This is a genomic window from Bacillus sp. SD127, assembly GCF_058566445.1.
Map to the genome: position 1 here is coordinate 924,967 of NZ_CP191226.1, position 22,562 is coordinate 947,528.

Consider the following 22,562-nt stretch of genomic DNA (forward strand, 5'->3'; position numbering starts at 1 on the left):
AGAAAAGGTGAAGCGACGCACCTTTTCTTTTTATAAAGGAGATGAGTTATCCTTGGTCAACCAAAATAGAATAATCCCCTATTTGTTTTTACTGCCGGCTCTTGTTTTTCTACTTTTCGTTTATATCCCGATTTTTGAGAATGTCTTTCTCAGTCTGTTTCAATGGAGCTCTTTTTCTCCGGAAAAAACGTTTATCGGATTGAAGAACTATGTTGAATTATTTCGTGATCCTGTCTTTTATCAAGCCCTCACGAATAACGTGCTCTACGCAGTGATCTCAATTGTATGCCAGGTGTTTGGCGGTTTGATTTTGGCGGCGGTGCTTGAGGATAAGCTGGTCAGAAAATGGTCGCCTTTTTTTCGTACCGTTTTCTTTTTGCCGGTTGTCATCTCAATGACGGTTATCGCGCTTTTATTTGATTTTATTTACAACCCTGAGACGGGGCTTTTGAATCAGCTGCTTCAGGCAATCGGGCTGGATCAGCTGACGAGGGCATGGCTCGGGGAGGACAGCACGGCTATGCTTTCTGTCATCTTTGTATCGCAGTGGCAGTCTGTCGGTTATATTGCGATGCTGTATATTGTGTCGATTCAAAAAATATCGGATGAACTGTATGAAGCGGCGCGTCTTGACGGTGCGGGGAAAATTCAGCAGTTTTTTCACATTACCATTCCCCAGACGAAAGAGATGTCTTTTGTTGCGGTGGTGATGACGCTGACAGGCGCTTTTACAGTGTTTAACGAGCCGTACATTTTGACAGGCGGCGGACCGGGAAACGCTTCTGAGGTATTAAGTACATTCTTATATAAAAGTGCCTTTACAAAGGATATGATGGGCTATGCTTCAGCGATTGCCACTGTTGTGTTACTCATTACGCTTGCTTTGTCGCTCATGCAAATGAAGTTCTTTAAAACCGGAAAGGAGGATTAACAGATGCTGCCTCAAAAGAAGACAGATTCGTTTAGATTAGAGCCTGTGCCTGACCGGCACATCGAGGTGAAAAGAAAGCCGAGGCGAAAATGGTATATCGGAGAAACGTCTGTATGGGTTTTTCTGTTTCTTTATCTAATCGCGATTGCTTATCCGCTTTTATGGATGGTCATGAGCGCCTTTAAAAGCTCGGATGATATTTTTGAGAACAGCTGGTCGCTGCCGTCTTCGTGGCATCCGGAGAACTTTGTGTCCGCCTGGAATCAGGGGATTTCTTCTTATTTTATGAACAGTGTGATCGTGACGGCGCTGACATGTGTGATTACTGTTTTTATCAGCGCATGGGCGGCGTACGCGCTTTCGAGGTTCGAGTTTAAAGGAAGAGGGTTCTTTTTGGTGCTTTGTCTTGGCGGTTTGATGCTGACGCCTCAGGTCAGTCTTGTGCCGCTTTATTCCATTATTCAGTCGCTGGGGCTTTACAATACGTATTGGGCTTTGATTTTGCCTTATGCGGCTTATCGGATTCCATTCACCATCATTTTAATCCGCTCTTATTTTCTTTCTATTTCTAAAGAATTGGAAGAGGCGGCTTATTTAGATGGGTGTACGAGTTTCGGAGTATTTTTCAGAATTTTCTTACCAATGAGTGTACCGATTTTAGTGACGTCGGGTATTCTGACAGCTTACCATACGTGGAATGAGTTTATGTTTGCGATTATTTTCATAGATGACGAGAATTTGCGGACCATTCCGGCGGGACTGATGCAGTTCCGAGATGCACTGCAGACGGATTGGGGCGTCTTGCTGGCGGGATTAACGATTTCTGCCGCGCCGATTATTATTCTATTTTTATTTATGCAGAAATATTTTGTCCGCGGGATTGCAAGCGGAAGCGTAAAAGGATAAAGGAGGAAGCACAATGAAATTAATTGCTGTTGGAGACAACGTTGTAGACTACTATCAGGATCAAGAAACATTCTATCCGGGAGGAAATGCCTTAAATGTCTCAGTGCTTGCAAAACGGCTCGGGCATGAGTCTTCTTATATCGGAATCGTCGGCAATGACGAAGCCGCGGCTCATCTGCTGAATGTGCTGAAATTAGAAAAGGTCAACGCTGATTTTATTCGCCAGGCGCATGGGGAAAACGGAATGGCAATCGTTACCCTTGATGAACAGGGGGACCGGATCTTTGTCCGATCGAATAAGGGCGGCATTCAGTCGCGTCTCCGTCTTGTGTTTCAGGAAAAGGACTTATCTTTTATCAGCGGGCATGATCTGCTGCATACCAGTGTGTACAGCAGGCTTGAGAACGATTTGCCGCAGCTGTGCGGGCTGATCCCGGTCTCTTTTGATTTTTCAACAAATCGAGAGGATGAGTATTTGAAAAAGGTCTGTCCTTATGTGACGTATGCGTTCTTTTCAGGAAGCGATTTGAGTGAGACGGAGTGCGGCCAGCTTGCCAAAAAGGCACATGAGTACGGAGCAAAAATCGTTTGCATGACCCGCGGCGGGCAAGGGGCGATCCTGTCTGCGGGGGACCGAATCTACCATCAGCCGATTGTGGAAGCTGATATAATAGATACACTCGGAGCGGGAGATTCATTTATCGCGGGATTTTTGACTGCGTTTTGTGAGAAGCAGGATATGACGAACGCTTTGCGCCAAGGAGCGGAAACAGCTGCGAAAACATGCGGAGTGTACGGGGCATTTGGCTATGGCTATCCCTATCGCCTGGAGGAAGGGGGAAGCAGTGAAAAAACGAGAATACTATAAGCAGTGTCTCGTTTTTTATGCCTGTCATGTGTAGGGACTGTTGATTGTAAATGTGACACGGTTTGTGTGCATCAAAAACAGTGAGCAGTAGATCGGCTGATCGTTTGAGGTAAATGCGGTTTTATCGATTTCAAACAGCGCATCCCCGATATCGCAATCTAAGTATTTGCTTTCCTCCTGCTGGGCATAGACAACATTTAATAGTTTTGTATTGTGAGTGGGAACAACTTGGTATTGCTGCTTTAAAATATCATGCATAGATACACCGTCAGCAATAAACGTATTGATGGCAGGAAACATGTCCAGCGGGTAATGCGTGATCTCAAAGGTGAGCGGCTGATCATCGTTATATAAAATCCGTTTTAATTCAACGACAGGGCACTCGGGATTGATCTGAAGCTTTTCGGCGATCGGTTTCGATGCTGGAATGATTTCATGGGACAGAACCTGATGCTTCGGTTTTTTCCCGGTTGATTCCATAAATTCCGAGTAGCCGTTTACTGCGATCAGCTCTCTCTTCAATTTAGGGCTTTTAACGAACGTTCCTTTTCCCTGCTGCCTGATCAGATAGCCTTCTTCGACCAGATCGAGAATGGCTTTTCTGACGGTAATGCGGCTGACATTATACTTGCTGCAAAGCTCGTTTTCTGTGGGCAGCTTGGCAGCCGGGGAATACAAGCCCTTTTTAATGTCATCTGTTATGATTTGTTTTAGCTGAATGTATAAAGGTGTTGAACTTCCGTTGTTTAACAAGGGGTAGCCTCCTTTTAAGCTATTATTTATATTATAATGTATTATGACGTTATAATACAAATTTGCGTTTTTTGTTTTAGAAATATAGCAAATATGGGAATCGATTACTCTAAAAATAACAGAAAGACCGAGTTGTTTCCAGTGACGAAATAACGGAGAAAAAAAGACGGAGGGAGTTTTCTGATGGCTTCATTAACATTTGAACATGTCAAAAAATCATATCATTCACAATTAACGGTGAAGGACTTTGATTTAGATGTAAAAGATAAAGAGCTTTTGGTGCTGGTGGGGCCGTCAGGCTGCGGCAAATCGACAACCCTGCGGATGGTGGCTGGGCTGGAAAGCATTTCGGAAGGAAGCCTCTTCATCGATGGGGAACGGGTCAATGATCTTCCGCCGAAGGAGCGTGATATCGCGATGGTGTTCCAAAACTATGCGCTGTATCCGCATATGACTGTTTTCGATAACATGGCATTTGGACTGAAGCTCAGAAAAATGCCGAAACAAGAAATTGCCGAGCGGGTGCATGCAGCTGCAAACATTTTGGAGATTGAGCATTTGCTGAAGAGAAAACCGAAGGCACTTTCCGGCGGCCAGCGGCAAAGGGTGGCGCTTGGCAGATCAATTGTGCGGGAACCAAAGGTCTTTTTAATGGATGAACCGCTTTCTAATCTGGATGCGAAGCTGAGAGTGACGATGCGGACAGAAATCAGCAAGCTTCACCAGCGGCTGGAAGCAACCATTCTCTATGTCACCCATGATCAGACTGAAGCGATGACGATGGGCGATCGGATTGTCGTCATGAATGAAGGTAAAATTCAGCAAGTGGCCAAGCCTCATGATATCTATCATTATCCGGCAAACCTGTTCGTGGCCGGGTTTATTGGCTCTCCCGGAATGAACTTTTTCAAAGGCATGATTGAAGAGCAGCATGGCGAGCTGTTTTTTACAAATCCTTCGATCCGGCTTCATATTCCTGAAGAAAAGGCAAAACGGCTGAAGGAAAAAGGCTATGCCGGACAACCGATGACACTCGGTGTACGGCCGGAGCACATCGCACAAATGACTGGAAATGACCGGCTGTTTGATTCTGTGTTTAAAGCGACGGTGGAAGTGAATGAAAATTTGGGATCTGAGCTGATTGTGCATGTCAGCGCCGGGAACGAGCGGCTCACGGTTCGCCTGGATGGCGGCAATCGAATCTCCGCGGGCGATACAATTCAGCTGGCGGTGAAAATGGATCACGCCGTCTTTTTCGATGCTGAAACGGAACAGGCTGTGTATTAGAAAAGGTGCTCCCTTCGGGGGAGCACCTTTTTCTTACGGCCAAATGTCGTCTGCCCATTCAGGGTGATCGATAAATGGATTTCGGTTGTGCTGATATTTTTCATAAATGATTTCATTTCTTTTTCTTTCGCGGGCATCAACAGGGTCCTGCCTATTCCATTCAAGCAAGGCGGATTGTTTTCCATGATAAGGAGCAGAGCCGTTTCCTGTCCTATCATTGAGCTCAAGGTCAGGGTAGCCGTCATCTCCTTCGTAACGGACAGCCATGTAAAACAGCATGCGGGCGACATCGCCTTTCACATCATCGCGGGGCTCCCAAGAATCTCCGTCATAATAATTTCCGGGTGCTTTCGCATACTCGTTGCCGCCGTTGTCAAAGTCCATGTTGCCTCTGGCGCTGTTTACTTGGACGTCTGCTGGACGCAAGTGATGAATATCAGTGCCGGGCCCTTTGCTTGTACCAAAATCGCCATGGGATTTCGCCCAGACATGCTCCCGGTTCCAGTCCCCGACATTGCCGCCGTTCAGGTTTTTCGAACGGGATTCATTCGTATAGAGCAGGATGACGTTATTCGGATTGGCCGGATCTGCATCTGTTTCTTTCAGCGCGTTCCATACCTCGCTGTAAGACAGCATCGTATGTCCGCTAATGATGCGGTGCAGCGCGCTTTTTAACGCCTCTCCGCTTTTTCCTTCAGCACCTTCATAATAGGTGTCTGTGTCGTCGTATGGTGCCGCGGGAGAGACTAATGAGAGAATATCCCCGGAGGCTGCGGAAGAAGTAGCTGCACGGCCATTCAGGTTCAATCCGGTTTGCGCGCTTGCTGAAGCAGAGGGCGCAAACCATCCGGAAATCAGTAATACACAGACGAGCGGCAGAAACCTTGCTTTTTTTGTCATCACTTGCCCTCCTTTAGATCAGATCATGTCTATTATCTAAAATTGAGATAAAGGTTAGAAGTGTCATTTCGTATATTTTTTATTAAATTTGTAAATTAGTAACTTTGGAGGAGGCGGAACTCTATTGTTCCGGGAGCTTTAGTCCGCGTTATTGCTCCCGCTGAGTTTTGGCAAGCTCTGTTCCTTGATCGAGTGCTGCTTCACTGAAAGCATTGCCTTCCCGTGTTTTTCGCTAGTTCATACAATAAATCTTTAGAACCACTTTTTCCTCTCGCTGTTTTTTTAATCCATCGCTGCCTATTGACTCTCTTCCTTACTGGCTGCTATTCCTAAAATGGAATGGCAGGCTGGTTATTATGACCAAAAAACAAATGTTTTTTTGGTTTATGTGCTGATGAACTATACGTCTTCCTCCCACTATAATGAAGTCACCATAACGGCCAGAGGAGGAAGCACATGGAAAAGCAGAGGCTTTCAGTAGAAAGCGGCATCGCTGATTACATCGATTGGCTTGCCCAATTCGGTGCGTCTGCTGATGGCGGAGTGACGAGACTTTTGTACACCAAGGAGTGGATGGACGCGCAGCTCGCCGTGAAAGAGAAGATGTCGGCATTTGGGCTTGACGCCAGATTTGACGACGTCGGCAATGTCTTTGGAAGGCTTCAGGGCACCCAGTCTCCGGATGAAGTGATTTTAGCCGGCTCACATATCGATACGGTGATCAATGGGGGAAAGTATGACGGCTCATATGGCGTGCTTGCGGCAATGCTTGCTTTAAAGCAGCTCAAAGAAACATACGGAGCGCCGAAAAAAACGCTTGAGGCCGTGTCTTTATGTGAGGAAGAGGGCAGCCGTTTTCCGATGACATACTGGGGATCAGGGAATATGATGGGTGCTTTGTCATTGAAGCATGCGGAAGTACCGAGAGACGGATCAGGTGTTTCATTACAAGAGGCGATGCATGACAACGGTTTTGGCAGAGGCGTGTATCCGTCAGCGCACAGGACAGATATCAACGCTTTTATTGAAATTCACATTGAACAAGGACAGACGCTTGAAATGTCAGGACGAGATCTCGGTGTGGTGACAAGTATAGTCGGGCAGAGGAGATATCTGATTACGCTTGAGGGAGAATGCAACCACGCAGGGACCACCTCCATGAAGTGGCGCAAGGACCCGCTCGCAGCCAGCAGCCGAGTGATTCATGAACTGCTGTTTCGCGCTGAAGAACAGCCGGATGAGCTTCGTCTGACATGCGGAAAAATGACGGTGCAGCCCAATGTGGCCAATGTCATACCTGGCCGGGTGCAGTTTTCAATCGATATTCGACATCAAAATCAGCATGTTCTGGAGCATTTTCATGAAGAAATGACTGCTGTCATCAACGGCATTTGTAACAAAAAAGGGATTCACGCCATGATTGATGAATATATGCGGATAGAGCCTGTGCCGATGGACGAAACGCTTTCTGCCAAGGCTCTTGAGACAGCGGCAGAAAACGGTATCAGCTGTGAAGAAATGGTGAGCGGGGCAGGGCATGATGCGCAAATGATCGGAAGGAGCTGCCCCGCTTGTATGCTGTTTGTGCCGAGCAGAGGCGGCATCAGCCATTCGCCGAAGGAGTTTACTTCTGCACGTCAGCTTGAGATCGGCGTCCGCACATTGACTAATATATTATACAAACTGGCTTACTGATGAAGGAGGAATGGCTGTGTCAGGCAGAAAAGAATTATGTACACCATTAAGAACGATTATGACACCGGGGCCTGTAGAGGTCGATCCGCGTGTATTAAGAGTGATGAGCACGCCGGTTGTCGGCCAATTTGATCCGGCGTTTACCGATATCATGAATGAAACGATGGAGATGCTCCGAGAATTATTTCAAACGAAAAATCGCTGGGCGTATCCGATTGACGGCACCTCCCGGGCGGGAATCGAAGCGGTGTTAGCGAGTGTCATTGAACCGGGAGATGACGTGCTTATTCCGATATACGGACGCTTTGGCTTTTTGCTGACTGAAATCGCTGAGCGGTACGGGGCGAATGTTCATACGATTGAGTGTGAGTGGGGAACGGTTTTTGACCCTGACGCTATTATACGGGAAATGAAAAAAGTGAAGCCGAAAATTGTGGCGATGGTGCACGGGGAAACATCAACTGGCCGAATCCATCCGCTGAAAGCGATTGGAGAAGCGTGCCGTGCTTGGGATGCACTGTTTATTGTCGATGCGGTAGCGACAATTGGGGGCTGCGAGGTGAAAGTGGATGAATGGAACATTGACGCAGCTATCGGCGGCACGCAAAAGTGTTTGTCTGTTCCGTCGGGGATGGCGCCGATTACATATAATGAACGGGTGGCGGACATCATTGCGGCGCGCAAAAAGGTGGAACGCGGAATTGCGACTCAGGCAGACAAGGCGCCGATTACCGGGAATCGTCCGATCACCAGCAATTATTTTGATTTGAGCCAGCTTGAGGATTATTGGAGCGAACGGCGGCTCAATCATCATACAGAAGCGACGACGATGCTTTATGCCTTGCGTGAGGGCGTTAGACTGGTGCTTGATGAAGGTCTCGAAGCACGTTTCGAGCGGCATCAATACCATGAGGCCGCATTAATAGCCGGGATTAAGGCGATGGGGCTGAAGCTGTTTGGGGATGAGAGCTGCAAAATGCCTGTTGTCACCTGTGTGCAAATCCCGGACGGCATGGACGGAGAGTCGGTCCGCCATATGCTTTTGGCACAGTTCGGAATCGAAATCGCCAGCTCATTCGGCCCTTTAGCCGGGAAGATTTGGAGAATTGGTACGATGGGCTACAGCTGCAGAAGAGAAAACGTACTGTTTGTCCTTGCCGGATTAGAAGCTGTGCTCCTCAGACACGGCGCTGTGATCGAAGCGGGAAAAGCGCTTCAGGCCGCGCTTGATGTATATGAAAATGCTAAGAGCCAGGCAGCGATTTAAAGAAAAAGCTTGCGGAATTGGGACTGACCCCCGTTTTTGAGACAGGGATCAAAACACCTTTTATACAGCCAATTGCCGATAGCTTATCGGTGATTGGCTGTTTAGTTTCGTTTGAATACGAATGTTGTTATAATAATAAATGTATTCTTTGACAGTGCGTTCTACGATGGCGGTCGTGGTTCGATCAATGCTGTTAAGATAGAACGTTTCAGACTTTAGTGAGGAATGAAACGATTCGATGGAGGCATTATCAGCGGGCGTCCCTTTGCGGGACATGCTCATGGTAATGCCTTTTGTTTTAACAGCTTTCTGATACTCATAAGATGTATACACAGATCCTTGGTCACTATGTAACACGCAGTTCTGAGGCAGTGTTGGCAGCTGATCAAGTGTGTTTAAGACAAAGTCTGTGTCCTGCTTATCTCCAATCGTGAAAGCAATTACTTCTCCATTGTATACATCCAATATACTGGAAAGATACAATTGTTTCTGTCCATAAGGCAAATACGTGATATCCGTTACTAGTTTTTCAAGAGGATGATCGGACTGAAAGTTCCGATCTAATATATTATCAACCACGGCATATGGCTGCCCATTCTTCTTGCGCTTTTTCACCTTAACCCGGCACTGCCACTGATTTTTCTGCATGATACGCTGAACCGTTTTATGGTTAATACGCATTTCCTTTTTTAATATAGCTGTAATTTTTCGATATCCATATCGATACTTGTGCTCTCGGCACAACGTGCCGATTTGTTTTTCCAAATGGCGCTTGGGATGATCTTTCATCAGGTTCTTCTTCCAACGATAATAAGACGCTCGTGAGATACCTAAATGAACACAGATATTCTGTACGGTCATTGTGCCGTGCAATACTTCTACAAGTTCGACTGACGTTTGGCTATCAACTTCCTTTCCAATTCGTTGTACTTTTTTAAAACTTCATTTCGTTGTCTCAGATAACGGTTCTCTGCCTGCAGTTTCTCTAATTCGGAAGAATACTCCGGACCTTTTCCGTAAGTGTATTGCTTACCAACAGGCTGTTCAAATCGATGTGTATCCCCAGCTTTATGCCATCTAACCCATGTCTGAACCTGCGTCTTATTCTTGATATTCAATTCCTGCATGATCGCTTTCATAGGCACGCCTGCCAATCTCATTTCTACAGCCTTCTGTTTGACTTCAATCGGATAACTCATTCTTGTTCCCATACAAAAAACACCTCCAAGTCTTATTTCGGATAACAACTATCCGTTTTCAAACTTGAAGGTGTTTTTTATTTGTCTCATCTTATGGGGTCAGTCCCATTCCGCAGGCTTTTTTCATTTTCGCTCATTCTCCAATCTGATTTTCTCCGTTTGACTCTTTTTACAAATCCGTTTTCTCTGTGTTGCATTTTCTGACGGAGCATGAGTCACTTTTTCTTTTTTCATCTATTCTTTATACAAGGCACCTATAAAATGACGTTTTATTTCTTACAGCAATTTTTGAAAGGGGGATGCGGCATTGGAGTATTTTTACACGATTTTAGATGCGCTTCTGGAAGATCAGGATGAAGCTGTGCTGGCGACCATTGTACAAGTCGAAGGCTCTGCATATCGAAAAGCGGGCGCCACCATGCTCTTTAAGAAAAACGGAGAAAGAATCGGCTTGCTGAGCGGCGGGTGTCTGGAAGAGGATATATCCGAAAGAATCGGTGAACTCGGCGATCAGCTGACGACAGCGCTTATATCCTATGACATGCGGGCTGAAGACGATCTTTCGTGGGGCATGGGAGTCGGCTGCAATGGCGTTATTCATATCTATGCGGAACGAATCTCTCAGGAAAAAAAGCGGCACTATGAAAGAGTAAGAGACTGCCTTCATTCAGGAAAAGCCGTAACAGCCGTTACACAGATTGAATCCTCACAGGCAGGGCGTTATTTGTTTTTGTCAGAGAACGGGTATTTTGGGCACTGGCCGGATGTGCCGCTTCGAGATATTCAACGCACCGCTTCAGCGCTTCATGTACCGCATTTTGATCCATCATCAAACATTTTTTTTCAGCGTATTGAGCCGAAGCCGCGTCTCATTCTGTTTGGGGCGGGACAAGATATGATACCGCTCGCCAATTTGGCGGCTGAGACCGGTTTTTCTGTCATTGTGACAGATTGGCGGCCTGCGTATTGCACAGCCTCTCTTTTTCCAAAAGCAGATCAGCTGATCACTGCCTTTCCGGAGCAGATGCTGAGTGAATTTGAATTTTCGCCTCAGGATTTCGCTGTTGTGGCGACTCACCATTTTCAGCACGATCAAGTCATCGTTGAATCCTTATTTTCTCGAGACCTTCATTATATCGGGCTTCTAGGCTCTGAAAACCGCACGAAACGGCTGCTGAATGGAAAACAGCCGCCCGCGCATTTTTACAGTCCGGTCGGGTTGAAAATCGGCGCGGAAGGCCCAGAGGAAATTGCCGTCAGCATCGTTGCGGAAATCCTTCAAACGCGAAAACGGCTGGCGGTTACATGAGCATTATCGGTGTATTTTTGGCGGCCGGAAAAAGCGAGAGAATGGGCACAAACAAGCTGGCATTGCCGCTAAAAGGAGAAACGATCGGATCGGCTTCATTAAAAACAGCTCTATTATCCCGTCTTGACCATGTGCTGATTGTCGAGAGGACAGAAAATGCTTCACTTGAGTGGATCGGGGAGCAATATCAAGCACCGCCTTTTCTGGATCGCTGGAGTTTGCATGTCTGTAAAGAGGCGGAAAAGGGCCAAGGGCATTCCGTCAGCACCGGGGTGAGAATAGCGGAAAGCATGGGGGCAGACGGGGTCGTCATTCTGTTGGGTGACCAGCCGCAGCTTTCTGTCGATCATGTAAATGCCCTGATATCAAGGGCTCATGAAATGTTTGCCGTGTCAGCATCTTTGCGTACGCTCAGTCCGCCTATTTATTTCTCATCCGCCTGTTTTCCATATGTAAAGGAGTTAAAGGGAGATGAGGGTGCCCGCAGGCTGCTGAAAAACGGACAGCTTGGCACTGGAGCGGTGCTGGCAGTGAAAGCGTGCGAGGAACTGGAAGATATTGATACGCCGGAGGAATATGACACTGTCAGGAGGCGAATACATGAACGGACAAGTGACACAAGCGCGAATGAACATTCAATTATGGAAGCCGGAAGCGCTTGATGAGGCATTTTCTCTTTTGGAGCAGCTTGCGCCAGATGTGTGTGCAGCATCGGGCAGCACGCTGCTCCAGCTCCAATGGGACAAAGGAATTCTTCCGAAAACGCATCTCATCAGCCTTGAAGGCATTGATGAGATGAAAGGCATTACCGCTGACGGCACCCATGTGTCGATCGGGGCGCTCACCACGCTGAATGAATGCAGAAAAAACAGCCTCATCAAGCGGGATCTGGCTTGCTTATGTGATGCAGTTTCTGCTGTTGCAGCGCCGGGAATCCGAAGCCGGGCCACAATTGGCGGCAACATAGCGAGTAAAATAGGGGATTTGATTCCGCTTCTGCTTGTGCTTGATGCGGAGCTTATCGTTTATCAGAAGGAGCTTGTCAGGCTGCCGCTTGCTGAATGGATCTCCAGTGAAAAGTACTCACATGGAATCGTGACGCGTGTGATCATCCCGCATCATGATGGAGATCGTGTGTTTTTCCGCAAGCTGGGAAGGCGGCAGGCATTTACCGGAGCGGTTGCTGTGGCGGCAGGACGTTTACTGAAAGACAGTGACATTCGCCTCGCAGCGGGTCATGCCGATATCAGGCCGAAAAGATTAATAGAAAGCGAGGCGAAATGGATGGATCCTGAATGGGAGGCGCACGAGCTGTACGAAACACTTATCAAGGAGCTGCCGTTTTCAGCCGATGCTTTCGTGTCAGCGGCATACAGAAAAAAAGCGGCTGCCAACGTCATCATGTCCGAGCTGATGTTTGAGGGAGGGGAATAAATGAGCGTAAGCAAACCATCAAGAATAAGGCCAGATGGAAGGGAAAAGGTCACGGGTGAATTGAAGTATATGACTGATCTCACTTTTCCGGGGATGCTGTATGGCAAAATTCTGAGAAGCGCTTATCCTCATGCGGAAATCGTGTCGATTTGCACAAAAAAGGCTGAAGAAATGGAAGGTGTGCGAGCGGTTGTCACCCATAAGGACGTTCCAGGTTTCAACCGTTTTGGGATTGTCATCCCTGACCAGCCGGTTCTATGCGAGGATAGAGTGCGTTATGTCGGAGATGCAGTGGCGGCCGTCGCAGCAGAAACGGAAGACATAGCCGAAGCCGCGCTGGACCTGATTCACGTGGTGTACAGGGAGCTGGAGGTCATTGATTCTCCGGAAAAAGCGCTCCGACCAGATGCGTATATGCTGCACCCGGACGGGAACATCCTTCATCGCGCGTTTTTCTCGCACGGCGATGTAGAAGCGGGATTCCAATCGTGTCACACTATCCTTGAAGAAACCTACGAACTGCCGCGGCAGATGCATACGTATATGGAAACGGAAGGGGGTGTAGCTGCTCCGGAACGTGACGGGGGTTTTACGATGTACGCTGGCACTCAGCACGGCTACAAGGACCGTTTTCAGCTTGCCCGCATTTTTGGTATTCCTGAAGAGAAAATTCGGGTTGTGTCGAGTCCGATGGGCGGCTCATTTGGCGGAAAGGATGAGCTGAATATTCAGCCGTATGCCGCGCTTTTAGCCCGTAAAAGCGGATGCCCGGTCAAAATTCATCAGACGAGACAGGAATCTGTACGCTCAGGAATCAAGCGCCACCCGATGAAAATTTCGATCAAAACAGGGGCTGATCAAACAGGAAACCTTCTGGCTCATGATGTGAAAATCATTGCCGATACAGGCGCTTACGCCACGCTGGGACCGGCAGTTCTGGATTTTTCTGTTGAGCATGCCGCGGGTCCGTACCGAATTCCGAATATCCGCACTGAAGGGATCTCTGTGTTTACGAACAACGGGGTGGCGGGAGAATTCCGAGGCTTTGGCGGCAATCAAATTACATTTGCGCTTGAAACCCATCTTGATCGCCTCAGCAGCATGCTCCGCATCGACCCACTGGAACTGCGAAGAAAAAATATCAGAAAACCGCATGACCCGGGGCCGCTTGAGCATCGGATTGCGCCCACTGACGGAGCGGCGCAGGTGTTGAACGTCATTTCTGCATCTCCTATTCTCAAAAGAAAACATCAGACGTCTCGTTATAAACGAAGAGGTGTTGGAGCCGCGATTACCATGCACGGGGGCGGGCTTGGCTATGGCCGGATGGATGCCGCAGGAGGGCGCCTTTCCCTTTCAAGTGACGGCAAAATCACGGCTTCATTTGGATTTGAAGAGTGCGGGCAGGGCATACTCGCCGCGATTGAACATATTGTCACCGAAGAGCTGGGCTGTGCGGCGGAGGATATTTCCATTATCATCGGGGATACAGCAAAAGTGCCAAAGTCAGGCTCCTCCACAGCATCCCGCGGCACGAGCATGGTGTGGCACGCGATCCAGCGTTTGAAGAAACCGTTTCTAGCTCAGCTGAAAAAACGTGCCGCACAATTGGTCCCGTGTTTGCCTGAACAACTCATTCTCAGCGCTGGGGGGCTGCGGATGCATAATACAAAGGAGCTGGCGGTGAACTATAAGGAATTGGCAGAAAAAGGCCCTTTGACTGAGGAAACAGCATTCGATTTTCCGACAACGCCTGATCCTGTGGTCGGCGGCCATTTTCTCTACTCATTTGGAGCGGCTGCAGTTGAGGTGGAGGTTGATCTATTAACAGGCGATGTCAGAGTGATAGATTGTGAGCACGCCATTGCGGCAGGTCCGGTTGTCAGTCCGCAGGGCTATCGTGGACAAATCGAAGGCGGCGCTGCTATGGCGCTCGGCTATACGCTGATGGAGGAAGCAAAAATGACGGACGGCCGTTACACGGCGGTGAATTTGGATCAGTATGTAATACCGGGAATCAAAGATGTTCCGGCAATGAAACTGACCGCGATAGAAGAGCTGATGGATGGTGACTCATATGGCCCGCGCGGTGTCGGAGAAATAGGAACGATCGCCATCACCCCGGCGATTGTAAAGGCGGTACATGATGCCGTCGGCTGCTGGGTGAACAAGCTGCCGATTTCGCGTGAAGAGCTGCTTGATGAAATAGACAGAAAGGGGATAAAGCAATGGACGTAAAAGAAGCAGGATCTTTCTCTGCAAGAAAGCAGCGATTCCGAATGAAAGTGAATGGAATAGAGCAGGAGGTTGATGCGGTTCCTACAGCTCGCTTGATTGACCTTCTCCGGACAGAATTCCAGCTGACCGGAACTAAGGTTTCCTGCGGAATCGGCCGTTGCGGAGCATGTTCTGTCCTGCTAGACGGCAAGCTCGCCAATGCGTGTATGACCATGGCATACCAAGCGGACGGCCATTCGATCACAACCATTGAGGGGCTTCAAAAAAAAGAACTGGATATCTGCCAAACCGCTTTCCTGGAGGAAGGAGGCTTCCAATGCGGATATTGCACACCAGGGATAACGATTGCGCTCAAAGCTCTGTTTCAGGAAAACCCGCAACCTACTGACGAAGATATTGAAGAAGGTCTGGCGGGCAATTTGTGCCGGTGTACCGGTTATGGAGGGATTATGCGGTCGGCTTGCAGGATTAGAAAAGAGGTAGCAAGTGGGAAAAGGGAGTCATTGGACTTTTCCCGCAGCTACGGCAAAGCACCGGATATAAAAAAATAAGCGAATCGATAAAGGATAAACTTCAATTACAGATCGTGAAGATGAAATACCTCTTCTCCCTTTACTTTTTGCCTAGTTGTGTTTGATACTAGAAATGGGTAATGTTACAAATTAAGGAAAGAGGGAGAAGAGATGATGAATAACTTAAATTGGTGGAAAATACTTTTACTAACCTTTCTTTGTTCCCTGATTTTTTCTGTCGTCCTTGTCACTGTTCAACGGATTGACTTAATACTCAATCCACCGGAAGTACCTGTTAAATCGATTGAAAAAATAAAATAATTCATTTTGGAGAAAAGGGAATGAAAAAAATTTTTTGTAGGTGCGGAAGAAATCGATCCGATAGAAACTAACAAATCCGTTAACAAGCGTTTCTAAATGGTGGGATTAATTGAAGAGCGTGATCAAGACGCGGCCGCGTTGTGGGAAAACATCTCGCTCTCATCTCATATTGTAATGGAGGACGAGGATTTGTAGCGAGTGTTATATTTCCCTGCTCAAAACCTTGTCGCTATAGCAAAACAAACGCCATAAAGAATTCTTATGGCGTCTGACGGATATGGGGTAAGGTGAGTTCTTAATAGCCACCGAAGAAAGAAGTGCCAACGATGATTAATAGGATGAATAGCACCACGATCAAAGGGAATGACCTCATAACTTCACCTCCCTTAAAAGAGGATAGTACATGATATGCTGATGGAGATAACTTGATAGTGATACTAGTTTAATTGATTTTAAATTTTTTTTAGTCTAAGTAGAAATAGAGAACGATAAATTTAATATTTAAAAACAAACTCGAACTCTCAAATACGAGGTCCGGATGTGGCATAATTCGCAGGAATCCTCTCACAATAGGGAGGGTCTTTTATTTATGCAGTGATCCAGCAACCCCTAAACATTTGCGGAGCCCGCCTCACCAGCGGGCGGGCTCTTTTCTTAACTCCCCCTATACACCTGATAACCAAACGGCGACAGCAAAAGCGGGATATGATAATCAGCTTCCGGATCAGAAAGATGGAAACGAACTGTTACAATCGTTAAGAACGGCTCAGCCGTGTTCGCTTTCTTTCCCGCAAAGTAATCCCCCGCATGGAACTCCATCACATACTCCCCGGACTTCAGCTCTTCTCCCGCAAGGAGCGGAGCATCGACTCGGCCGTCCTTATTCGTAAAAGCCCCTTTGATAAGAATAAGACTTTTGTCTTCGCACAGCCGCTTCAATTCGATTTTTACGTTTGCCGCGGGTTTGCCGCAGGTTAAATCCAAGATATGCGTTGTCAGCTTTCCCATCAGGCATTCAGGCTCCCTAATGCTTCCCCGGCTTTCCGTTTTTCTTTCTCGGCGTCTTCTCTCGTCACGGTGAACCGCTGGAAACCGAATGGCGGGCGCGGTTCTGTGTAGACTTTTCCTTTTGTGCCCGGAATCTCTTCGACGACTGTATCCCATGTGTGATTTTGAGATTGGAAGCTGACATGCGCGAGCTGCGGGAATCTCGTTAATATTCTGCATCCGATATGATAGATTAAGTTTTGAATGGAGGGCGTTTCGAGCTCGTGAAATACAGTGCTCGCTAAGTCACGGATTTGTTCAGCCGCCACGTAACGGGCGGGATCGGCGGCGTATGCATCTTCCGCATGTTCATAACGCCAGCTGATGTTTAAATAGACAAAGAGCGGACGATTGCCATCTTCAGGAAGAGTCGTATATTCGTCTCTGATAAAGCCGACGAAGGAGTTTCCGCTCACTTTGACAAGCTGGAGATCCGTGATTTCGCTGTATTGCTCCTTCAGCGTTATCGTATCCCCCATTCGTTCTGCTTTCAGCACCGACCGAGCGCGTTCATTGCGCGATCTTCTGAAGACAAGCTGGCTTATACCGAGCTCTTCATCCTCGTATGCAGGCATCGCTACAAACGGAATGTCTTCACCTGTCAGAGTGATCGTATCCATATGAGAATAGGTGTCTAAAAATCTGTGAGCCACATAATGCAAAAAGCCCTCGGTGGTTGTTCCCTCATAGGAAGCGAGGTGGCGCTGAATAAAGTTTTTCATCGAATCCGTAGCCACGATAAGCGTATTATCTCCGTCTGTAAATGACGGCAAAAAGGCATCTCCGCCAATTTCGCATGTCACATCAATGCCGACAACTGTATTGGTTCTGCCCGTAAAAGAAGACTCTGGGATTTGATTTATGCCTGTGAGCGGTTTTAAAAACGTTCGGTATGCAAACACATTTCCTTTGCCGTAAGACATGGTTCTTTTCATTTGAATCGCTCCTTTTTCTGTAATGATGTCCTCTAAACGAAAGCGGGCGATGCGGTATATTTCCTCAAGAGCCTGCTGGAATTCTGTTTCTGGTTTGTTCTTCAGCCTTGTCAGCAGAGCTTGGCGGATCTCCTGTTTCGTTTTTTCCTTTACCGCTAAAATAAAAGGAAAACCGAAGTTATGATAGTAGTCTTCATTTCGTTTGAGAAATTCCTCGTATTCCTGCTGTTCAAGCTTACTGAGCCCTGCGTTTTGCTGCTCTTTTAAAGAGGAAGCGCTCATTGGTTTCTTGGTGCCGAGGCGAGGGTGCTTGCAGATGAGCTCAAGCTGTGTCTTGCGATCCGCAGCTTTGACCAAGCGGGACATTTTTTGATGCAAATCAGAAAGGGAGGAAAACGGGCGGAGTGCCGCGGCCTCCTCCGCAATCCATGCAGAGTGCTCGAAAATAGATCCAAGTGTGTCAGTCAGTGTTTGTCTATCCATTTGATTCAGGTCGTCAATCGTGAACATGAGCCATCACCCTTTACGTATTTATTTCCGCGCTATGGGGCCGTTTGAATTGATAAAAAGCGTTCAGTGCGATCGCGGTTAAGCTGCCAATGACAATGCCGCTTCCGGTCAACACGGAAGCTGCTCCCGGAAGAGATGAAAACAAAGCGGGCACCGTCGTGGCGCCAAGCCCTAAGCTGACAGAAGAAGCAATGATCAGCAGATTGCCTTGTGATTCAAAATCGACGCTGGAAAGCATTTTAATACCGTAAGAAATGACCATGCCGAACATGACAATCATCGCACCGCCGAGCACTCCATTCGGGATCACGGTCGTCAATGCCGCGGCTTTTGGAATCAGGCCGACTGCCATCAGCATAAACCCGGTGATGGCGATGACATTGACACTTTTCATTTTTGAAAGCTGAACGATACCGACATTTTGCGAGAAAGCTGTATACGGAAACGCGTTAAACATGCCGCCAAGCACAATCGCAAGCCCCTCCGCCCGGTAGCCTTTCTCAAGATCTTTTTCTGTTAGTTTCCGGTTTGTCATATCGGATAGAGCAAAGTAAACACCCGTTGATTCAACAAGGCTGACAATCGCAACCAATAGCATGGTGAGAATGGCAGGCAGCTCAAAGGTTGGCGTGCCGAAATAAAATATAGAAGGAATATGAACCCAGGATGCCTCCGCGACCTCAGAAAAATCGACTTTTCCCATAAAGAAAGCGGCTGCCGTTCCAGCTGCAAGGCCGAGCAAAATCGCAATGGAGCGGATAAACCCTCTAAAGAAATAAAACAGCACTAAAATAAAGGCTGTAACGGCAAAGCCAAGGAGCACGTTGCCTAGTGAGCCGAAGTCTTTGCTGCCTTCGCCGCCGGCCAGGTTATTCATCGCCGTCGGAATCAGGCTGATGCCGATAATCATAACGACTGAGCCGGTTACGACCGGCGGGAAAAAACGGACAAGCTTCCCGAAGAAGCCCGCGGCTAAAACGACAATCAGCCCGGCTGCGATAATCGAACCGTAAATCGCTGAGACACCGTATGTGCTGCCAATAGAAATCATCGGGCCGACTGCAGTAAACGTACAGCCGAGCACAACAGGAAGGCCGATGCCGAAATAGCGGTTTTTCCAGAGCTGTAACAGAGTCGCAGCCCCGCACATAAACAAATCAATGGCAATTAAATACGTCAGCTGACCCGCATTGAGCCCGATCGCAGCTCCGACGACCAGAGGGACGAGAATGGCTCCCGCGTACATCGCCAGCATATGCTGAAGCCCAAGCATCAAAAGCTGAAATGAATGATGCTGTTCCTTCATCTCTATTTACACCTCTTTTTCTAAAACAAGTGTGTTTTCTAATACAGGCTGTTTTTCCTTCTGAACGGTTTTTTCCTTTCTGTCGCGCAAACTGAAGAATAGGTTTAAAAAGATCGCAGTCAGGCTTCCTGTGATCATGCCGTCACTGACCAGAATGCGGATCGGAGCGGGAAACTCTGTGAAAATCGCCGGTACTGTGCTGGCGCCGATACCGAGTGCGAAAGAGCAGGCGATGGTCAGCAGATGATATTGGTTTTTCAGATCCACTGTACTGAGCATTTTTACTCCGGAGGCGATAACCATGCCGAACATGACAACGGTTGCGCCGCCGAGCACAGCCGCGGGAACGGAGGAAGCAAGAGCGGCAACCTTAGGAATCAGCCCGAGGAAAAGAAGGATACAGCCCGCGGTGACGACGACATTTCTCGTTTTCACCTTTGTCAGCTGCAATAATCCGGCGTTTTGTGCAAATGTATTATAGGGAAAGGCGTTGAACAGCCCGCCTATCATAATGGCGATCCCCTCTGCCCGGTAGCCTTTGACCAGATCTTTTTCGGTTAGGGGCCGGCCGCATATCTTTCCGATGGCGTAAAAAACGCCGGTTGATTCAACGATAATGACAATTCCGACGATCAGCATCGTGATGATCGGACCGATTTCAAAAGATGGAGCGCCGAAGTAAAACGGCTTCGGGATTTGAAAGAAAGGGGCTTCAGATACAGATGAAAAGCTGACCTTGCCCATGACGGCAGCCGCCGCAGTACCCGCAGCAATCCCGATCAGAACGGAAAGCGTTCGGGCAAACCCTTTGAGAAAGCGGTTGAGGACTAAGATCAGGATAAGGACGCTGACAGAAAGAAGAAGGTTTTCGAGCGAACCGTATTCGGGATTGGCGCTGCCGTTTACTTTTTCTCCGCCAGCCATATTTTTCACACCTGTCGGAACAAGAGAAAGACCAATCAAGGTCACAACAGTTCCTGTTACGACAGGAGGGAATAACACGGTCAGCTTGCCGAAGAAACGGGCACACAAGAAGATCAAGACACCGGCTGCAATGATTGAACCGTAAATCGCTGAAATGCCGTAATTTGCACCAATTGCAATCATCGGGGTGACGGCCACAAACGAGCTGCCGAGCATGACGGGAAGGCCGATGCCGATGTACGCTCCTCGCCAGGTCTGCAAAAGCGTTGCGGCTCCGCATGTTAACAGGTCAATCGCCAATAGGTAGGACAGCTGTTCCGACGTTACATTCAGCGCTCTGCCGACAAGCAGAGGCACCAAAATCGCACCTGCGTACATGGCCAGCACATGCTGCAGGCCAAGAGTGAACACCGCAAACGGTTTTTGTTTCACTATAGCTCCTCCTTTTACATGTGAACTTTAGTAACATGATAGCGTGCCGTTTGCGGGATGTCATTGGATACAGTAGCTGAAAAATAGGAGCGTTATTGCTGAAAGTAACGAAAAGCCATTTCTTTTGTAACACCATGTGACAAATGCTAGCTAATCAGCCGCTGCATCCGCAAGGCAAGCCGCAACCGCATTGTCGTTTCGGGATCTTTTAAGCTTTTGCCCAGTAATTCTTCACATTTTTCGAGGCGGTAGATGACCGTATTGCGATGCACGTACAAACGTTTTGCCGTCTCGGAAATCTGGCAGTGTGTCTCTAGATAGACAGACAGTGTATGAAGCAGGCTTTGATCCTCCTGCTGCTTTTCAGCCAGGCTTTGAAGAGTGGAATTGTAAAATTTCTTCAAATCCTCAACCGGAAGCAGGCGGAGCAACTCAGGTACATCTTTCGCGTGATACACTTGGATAAACTCCGTGCTTCTTGATAAATGCCCTGATTGGAGAGCGTCAGACGCTTCTGTGAAAGCGTCCGGGACATCGATCAGCTTTTGGCAAATGTTGCTGATGCCAAAGGACAATGTCCGTTTAAATTGGTTTTTAACCTGTGCCTGAAACTGTTCTAAAAAGCTGATCACCGAAGCGTGCATTTCACTCCAGCTGTCTGTCGCCTCGATCAGCAGAATGCCGACATTTCCTTTAATAAAGAGGTGAGGCGGAAACGGGAAGGCAGACAATTCGCCTTCAAGAAATTCAAATACGCTGTCAGAGGCCAGCTGATTTTCAGTAAAGCTGATCGATCTGTCATTCCGGTCGAGCTTTCCGGCGATGCACATATATTTTTGATCCCAGCGGAGCTTAAATTCTTTTGCCCGGTTTTTGATTTCGTCGTCTGAAGAGAACGACCGCTCGATAAAATTACTGAAAAACTCATTCCGCGCCCGCCGGCTGTATTGCTTCAGCGCGTTTTCCTTCAGCAGCTCAAAGGAAATCACGTTCGCAGCCTGTTCAATGGTGAGAATCAATCCTTTATCAGCGGCTTGGACCATTTCCGGTATAAGCAGGTAGCCGCAGCTTTTTTCGTGATTATAGATAGGAAGGACAGAATATGTTTTCTGATTTGAGATCGAAGAAAAACAAGTGAAAAACGGCCCGGACACGGTGTGCAGCGTGCTTTTGAGCTTTTCGGTTTCAAATGAAATCTGATGAGATGCAGAAAGCATTTTGGCATGCTGGTCAAGGAGCAGCACGGGAAGATGAAGGAGGTCTGATACCTTTTTGAGCAGAGATTGCAATCCCTTGCCGCTCATAATGTGGTTTGTGAATTTCTTATGTGCGTAAATGGCTTGCTGAAGCTCGTTTGAACGCATATCAAGAATATGGCTCAGCGTGGCGTTGACAATGTCTCCGAGGCGTATATGCTCAGGGAGCTCGATGATCGGAAACGCGTGTGAATCGGCGAGGTCAATGATTTCTTTCGGGATATCCTCCAGGTACCGTTTTGTTTTAATGCCGAGACCGGCACAGCCGCGTTTTGCCATTTGCCGAATCAGCTCTGATAACTGGTGAGGATTGTCCTTCAGGTGATACGCGGTGGTGACGAGCAGCTCGTCTTTATGCAGAAAATCCGCGATATCAGGAGCATCCATCATGTTGACATGCTGAACCTCTCTTTCTCCCCCTGCTTTGCCCGCAATTAAAACTGCATTTTCGTAAGCCGGTATTTTCATCACATCAAAAATATTCATAGCTCATTCTCCTTTTTTCACAAAAAGTAACCATTGGTTAAGATGA

20 protein-coding genes are annotated in these 22,562 nt (G+C 47.8%); 11 read left to right on the forward strand and 9 right to left on the reverse strand.

The window, feature by feature from the left end; genetic code table 11:
* Nucleotides 1–52 precede the first annotated feature (52 nt).
* From ACQVGS_RS04760 to ACQVGS_RS04770, 3 genes are read left to right on the forward strand one after another with little or no spacing between them, the layout of a single operon-like run.
* The gene (locus tag ACQVGS_RS04760; RefSeq protein WP_263463688.1) at nucleotides 53–931 is read left to right on the forward strand and encodes a carbohydrate ABC transporter permease; all 879 of its coding nucleotides are present in this window, start codon (nucleotides 53–55) and stop codon (nucleotides 929–931) included.
* A gap of 3 nt (nucleotides 932–934) precedes the next feature.
* Entirely contained in the window at nucleotides 935–1,837 is a 903-nt protein-coding gene (locus ACQVGS_RS04765; RefSeq protein ID WP_151174497.1) for a carbohydrate ABC transporter permease, read from the forward strand.
* Between the two features lie 13 nt (nucleotides 1,838–1,850).
* Nucleotides 1,851–2,705 (forward strand): fructoselysine 6-kinase, encoded by an 855-nt coding sequence (locus ACQVGS_RS04770; RefSeq protein WP_491831083.1) that lies wholly within the window; start codon nucleotides 1,851–1,853, stop codon nucleotides 2,703–2,705.
* Between the two features lie 24 nt (nucleotides 2,706–2,729).
* On the opposite strand, the gene frlR is transcribed toward ACQVGS_RS04770, so the two are convergent.
* Nucleotides 2,730–3,458 (reverse strand): transcriptional regulator FrlR, encoded by a 729-nt coding sequence (frlR, locus tag ACQVGS_RS04775; RefSeq protein ID WP_142396180.1) that lies wholly within the window; start codon nucleotides 3,456–3,458, stop codon nucleotides 2,730–2,732.
* A gap of 183 nt (nucleotides 3,459–3,641) precedes the next feature.
* Here frlR and ACQVGS_RS04780 point away from each other — a divergent pair, with 183 nt between their 5' ends.
* Nucleotides 3,642–4,745 (forward strand): ABC transporter ATP-binding protein, encoded by a 1,104-nt coding sequence (locus ACQVGS_RS04780; RefSeq protein WP_106019517.1) that lies wholly within the window; start codon nucleotides 3,642–3,644, stop codon nucleotides 4,743–4,745.
* Between the two features lie 33 nt (nucleotides 4,746–4,778).
* Here ACQVGS_RS04780 and ACQVGS_RS04785 read toward each other — a convergent pair whose 3' ends face one another.
* Nucleotides 4,779–5,645, reverse strand: coding sequence for an endonuclease I family protein (locus ACQVGS_RS04785; protein ID WP_283912573.1), 867 nt, complete (start codon nucleotides 5,643–5,645; stop codon nucleotides 4,779–4,781).
* A 456-nt stretch (nucleotides 5,646–6,101) separates the two neighbouring features.
* On the opposite strand from ACQVGS_RS04785, the gene allC reads away from it, so the two are divergent.
* Together allC and ACQVGS_RS04795 are read left to right on the forward strand one after the other, a co-directional pair.
* Nucleotides 6,102–7,340 (forward strand): allantoate deiminase, encoded by a 1,239-nt coding sequence (gene allC / locus ACQVGS_RS04790; protein WP_487446330.1) that lies wholly within the window; start codon nucleotides 6,102–6,104, stop codon nucleotides 7,338–7,340.
* Between the two features lie 16 nt (nucleotides 7,341–7,356).
* Nucleotides 7,357–8,607 carry a pyridoxal-phosphate-dependent aminotransferase family protein gene (locus ACQVGS_RS04795; RefSeq protein ID WP_127696506.1) on the forward strand — a complete coding sequence of 417 codons (1,251 nt, stop codon included), beginning with the start codon at nucleotides 7,357–7,359 and terminating at the stop codon, nucleotides 8,605–8,607.
* Nucleotides 8,608–8,667: 60 nt separating this feature from the next.
* Here the strand turns inward: ACQVGS_RS04795 and ACQVGS_RS04800 are convergent.
* Nucleotides 8,668–9,818, reverse strand: a protein-coding gene (locus tag ACQVGS_RS04800; protein WP_188323054.1) for an IS3 family transposase whose coding sequence is annotated in 2 segments (ribosomal slippage) — nucleotides 8,668–9,545 and nucleotides 9,545–9,818 — 1,152 coding nt in all. Because the reading frame shifts where the segments join, the coding sequence is not laid out codon by codon here.
* Between the two features lie 295 nt (nucleotides 9,819–10,113).
* On the opposite strand from ACQVGS_RS04800, the gene ACQVGS_RS04805 reads away from it, so the two are divergent.
* Genes ACQVGS_RS04805 through pucE form a run of 5 tightly spaced genes read left to right on the forward strand, consistent with a single transcriptional unit; the run spans nucleotide 10,114 to nucleotide 15,338 of the window.
* On the forward strand, nucleotides 10,114–11,115 hold the full coding sequence (locus ACQVGS_RS04805; protein ID WP_151174493.1) for an XdhC family protein: 1,002 nt from the start codon (nucleotides 10,114–10,116) through the stop codon (nucleotides 11,113–11,115).
* A complete protein-coding gene (gene pucB / locus ACQVGS_RS04810; RefSeq protein WP_106019513.1) occupies nucleotides 11,112–11,777 on the forward strand; it encodes a xanthine dehydrogenase accessory protein PucB in 666 nt (221 codons plus the stop codon). The genes ACQVGS_RS04805 and pucB overlap by 4 nt, the downstream gene beginning before the upstream one ends.
* Nucleotides 11,716–12,549 (forward strand): xanthine dehydrogenase subunit C, encoded by an 834-nt coding sequence (gene pucC, locus ACQVGS_RS04815; RefSeq protein WP_400153327.1) that lies wholly within the window; start codon nucleotides 11,716–11,718, stop codon nucleotides 12,547–12,549. The genes pucB and pucC overlap by 62 nt, the downstream gene beginning before the upstream one ends.
* The gene (gene pucD / locus ACQVGS_RS04820; protein ID WP_487446328.1) at nucleotides 12,550–14,787 is read left to right on the forward strand and encodes a xanthine dehydrogenase subunit D; all 2,238 of its coding nucleotides are present in this window, start codon (nucleotides 12,550–12,552) and stop codon (nucleotides 14,785–14,787) included. It abuts the gene before it with no gap.
* Nucleotides 14,778–15,338, forward strand: a complete 561-nt coding sequence (gene pucE, locus ACQVGS_RS04825) for a xanthine dehydrogenase subunit E (protein ID WP_487446327.1) — start codon at nucleotides 14,778–14,780, stop codon at nucleotides 15,336–15,338. The genes pucD and pucE overlap by 10 nt, the downstream gene beginning before the upstream one ends.
* A gap of 577 nt (nucleotides 15,339–15,915) precedes the next feature.
* On the opposite strand, the gene ACQVGS_RS04830 is transcribed toward pucE, so the two are convergent.
* From ACQVGS_RS04830 to pucR, 6 genes are all read right to left on the reverse strand, one after another.
* Nucleotides 15,916–15,993, reverse strand: a complete 78-nt coding sequence (locus ACQVGS_RS04830; RefSeq protein ID WP_072175780.1) for a YjcZ family sporulation protein — start codon at nucleotides 15,991–15,993, stop codon at nucleotides 15,916–15,918.
* 281 nt (nucleotides 15,994–16,274) lie between these two features.
* Nucleotides 16,275–16,628: a hydroxyisourate hydrolase gene (gene uraH / locus ACQVGS_RS04835; RefSeq protein ID WP_106019509.1), complete on the reverse strand. Its 354-nt coding sequence runs from the start codon at nucleotides 16,626–16,628 to the stop codon at nucleotides 16,275–16,277.
* A complete protein-coding gene (gene pucL / locus ACQVGS_RS04840; protein ID WP_400153332.1) occupies nucleotides 16,628–18,112 on the reverse strand; it encodes a factor-independent urate hydroxylase in 1,485 nt (494 codons plus the stop codon). Before pucL ends, uraH begins: the two co-directional genes overlap by 1 nt.
* 13 nt (nucleotides 18,113–18,125) lie before the next feature.
* Nucleotides 18,126–19,418 carry a nucleobase:cation symporter-2 family protein gene (locus ACQVGS_RS04845; protein WP_400153334.1) on the reverse strand — a complete coding sequence of 431 codons (1,293 nt, stop codon included), beginning with the start codon at nucleotides 19,416–19,418 and terminating at the stop codon, nucleotides 18,126–18,128.
* Nucleotides 19,419–19,424: 6 nt separating this feature from the next.
* Complete coding sequence (locus ACQVGS_RS04850; RefSeq protein ID WP_400153662.1) at nucleotides 19,425–20,720, reverse strand: nucleobase:cation symporter-2 family protein; 1,296 nt, start codon at nucleotides 20,718–20,720, stop codon at nucleotides 19,425–19,427.
* Nucleotides 20,721–20,920: 200 nt separating this feature from the next.
* Nucleotides 20,921–22,516 (reverse strand): purine catabolism transcriptional regulator PucR, encoded by a 1,596-nt coding sequence (pucR, locus tag ACQVGS_RS04855; protein ID WP_024122741.1) that lies wholly within the window; start codon nucleotides 22,514–22,516, stop codon nucleotides 20,921–20,923.
* Nucleotides 22,517–22,562 lie beyond the last annotated feature (46 nt).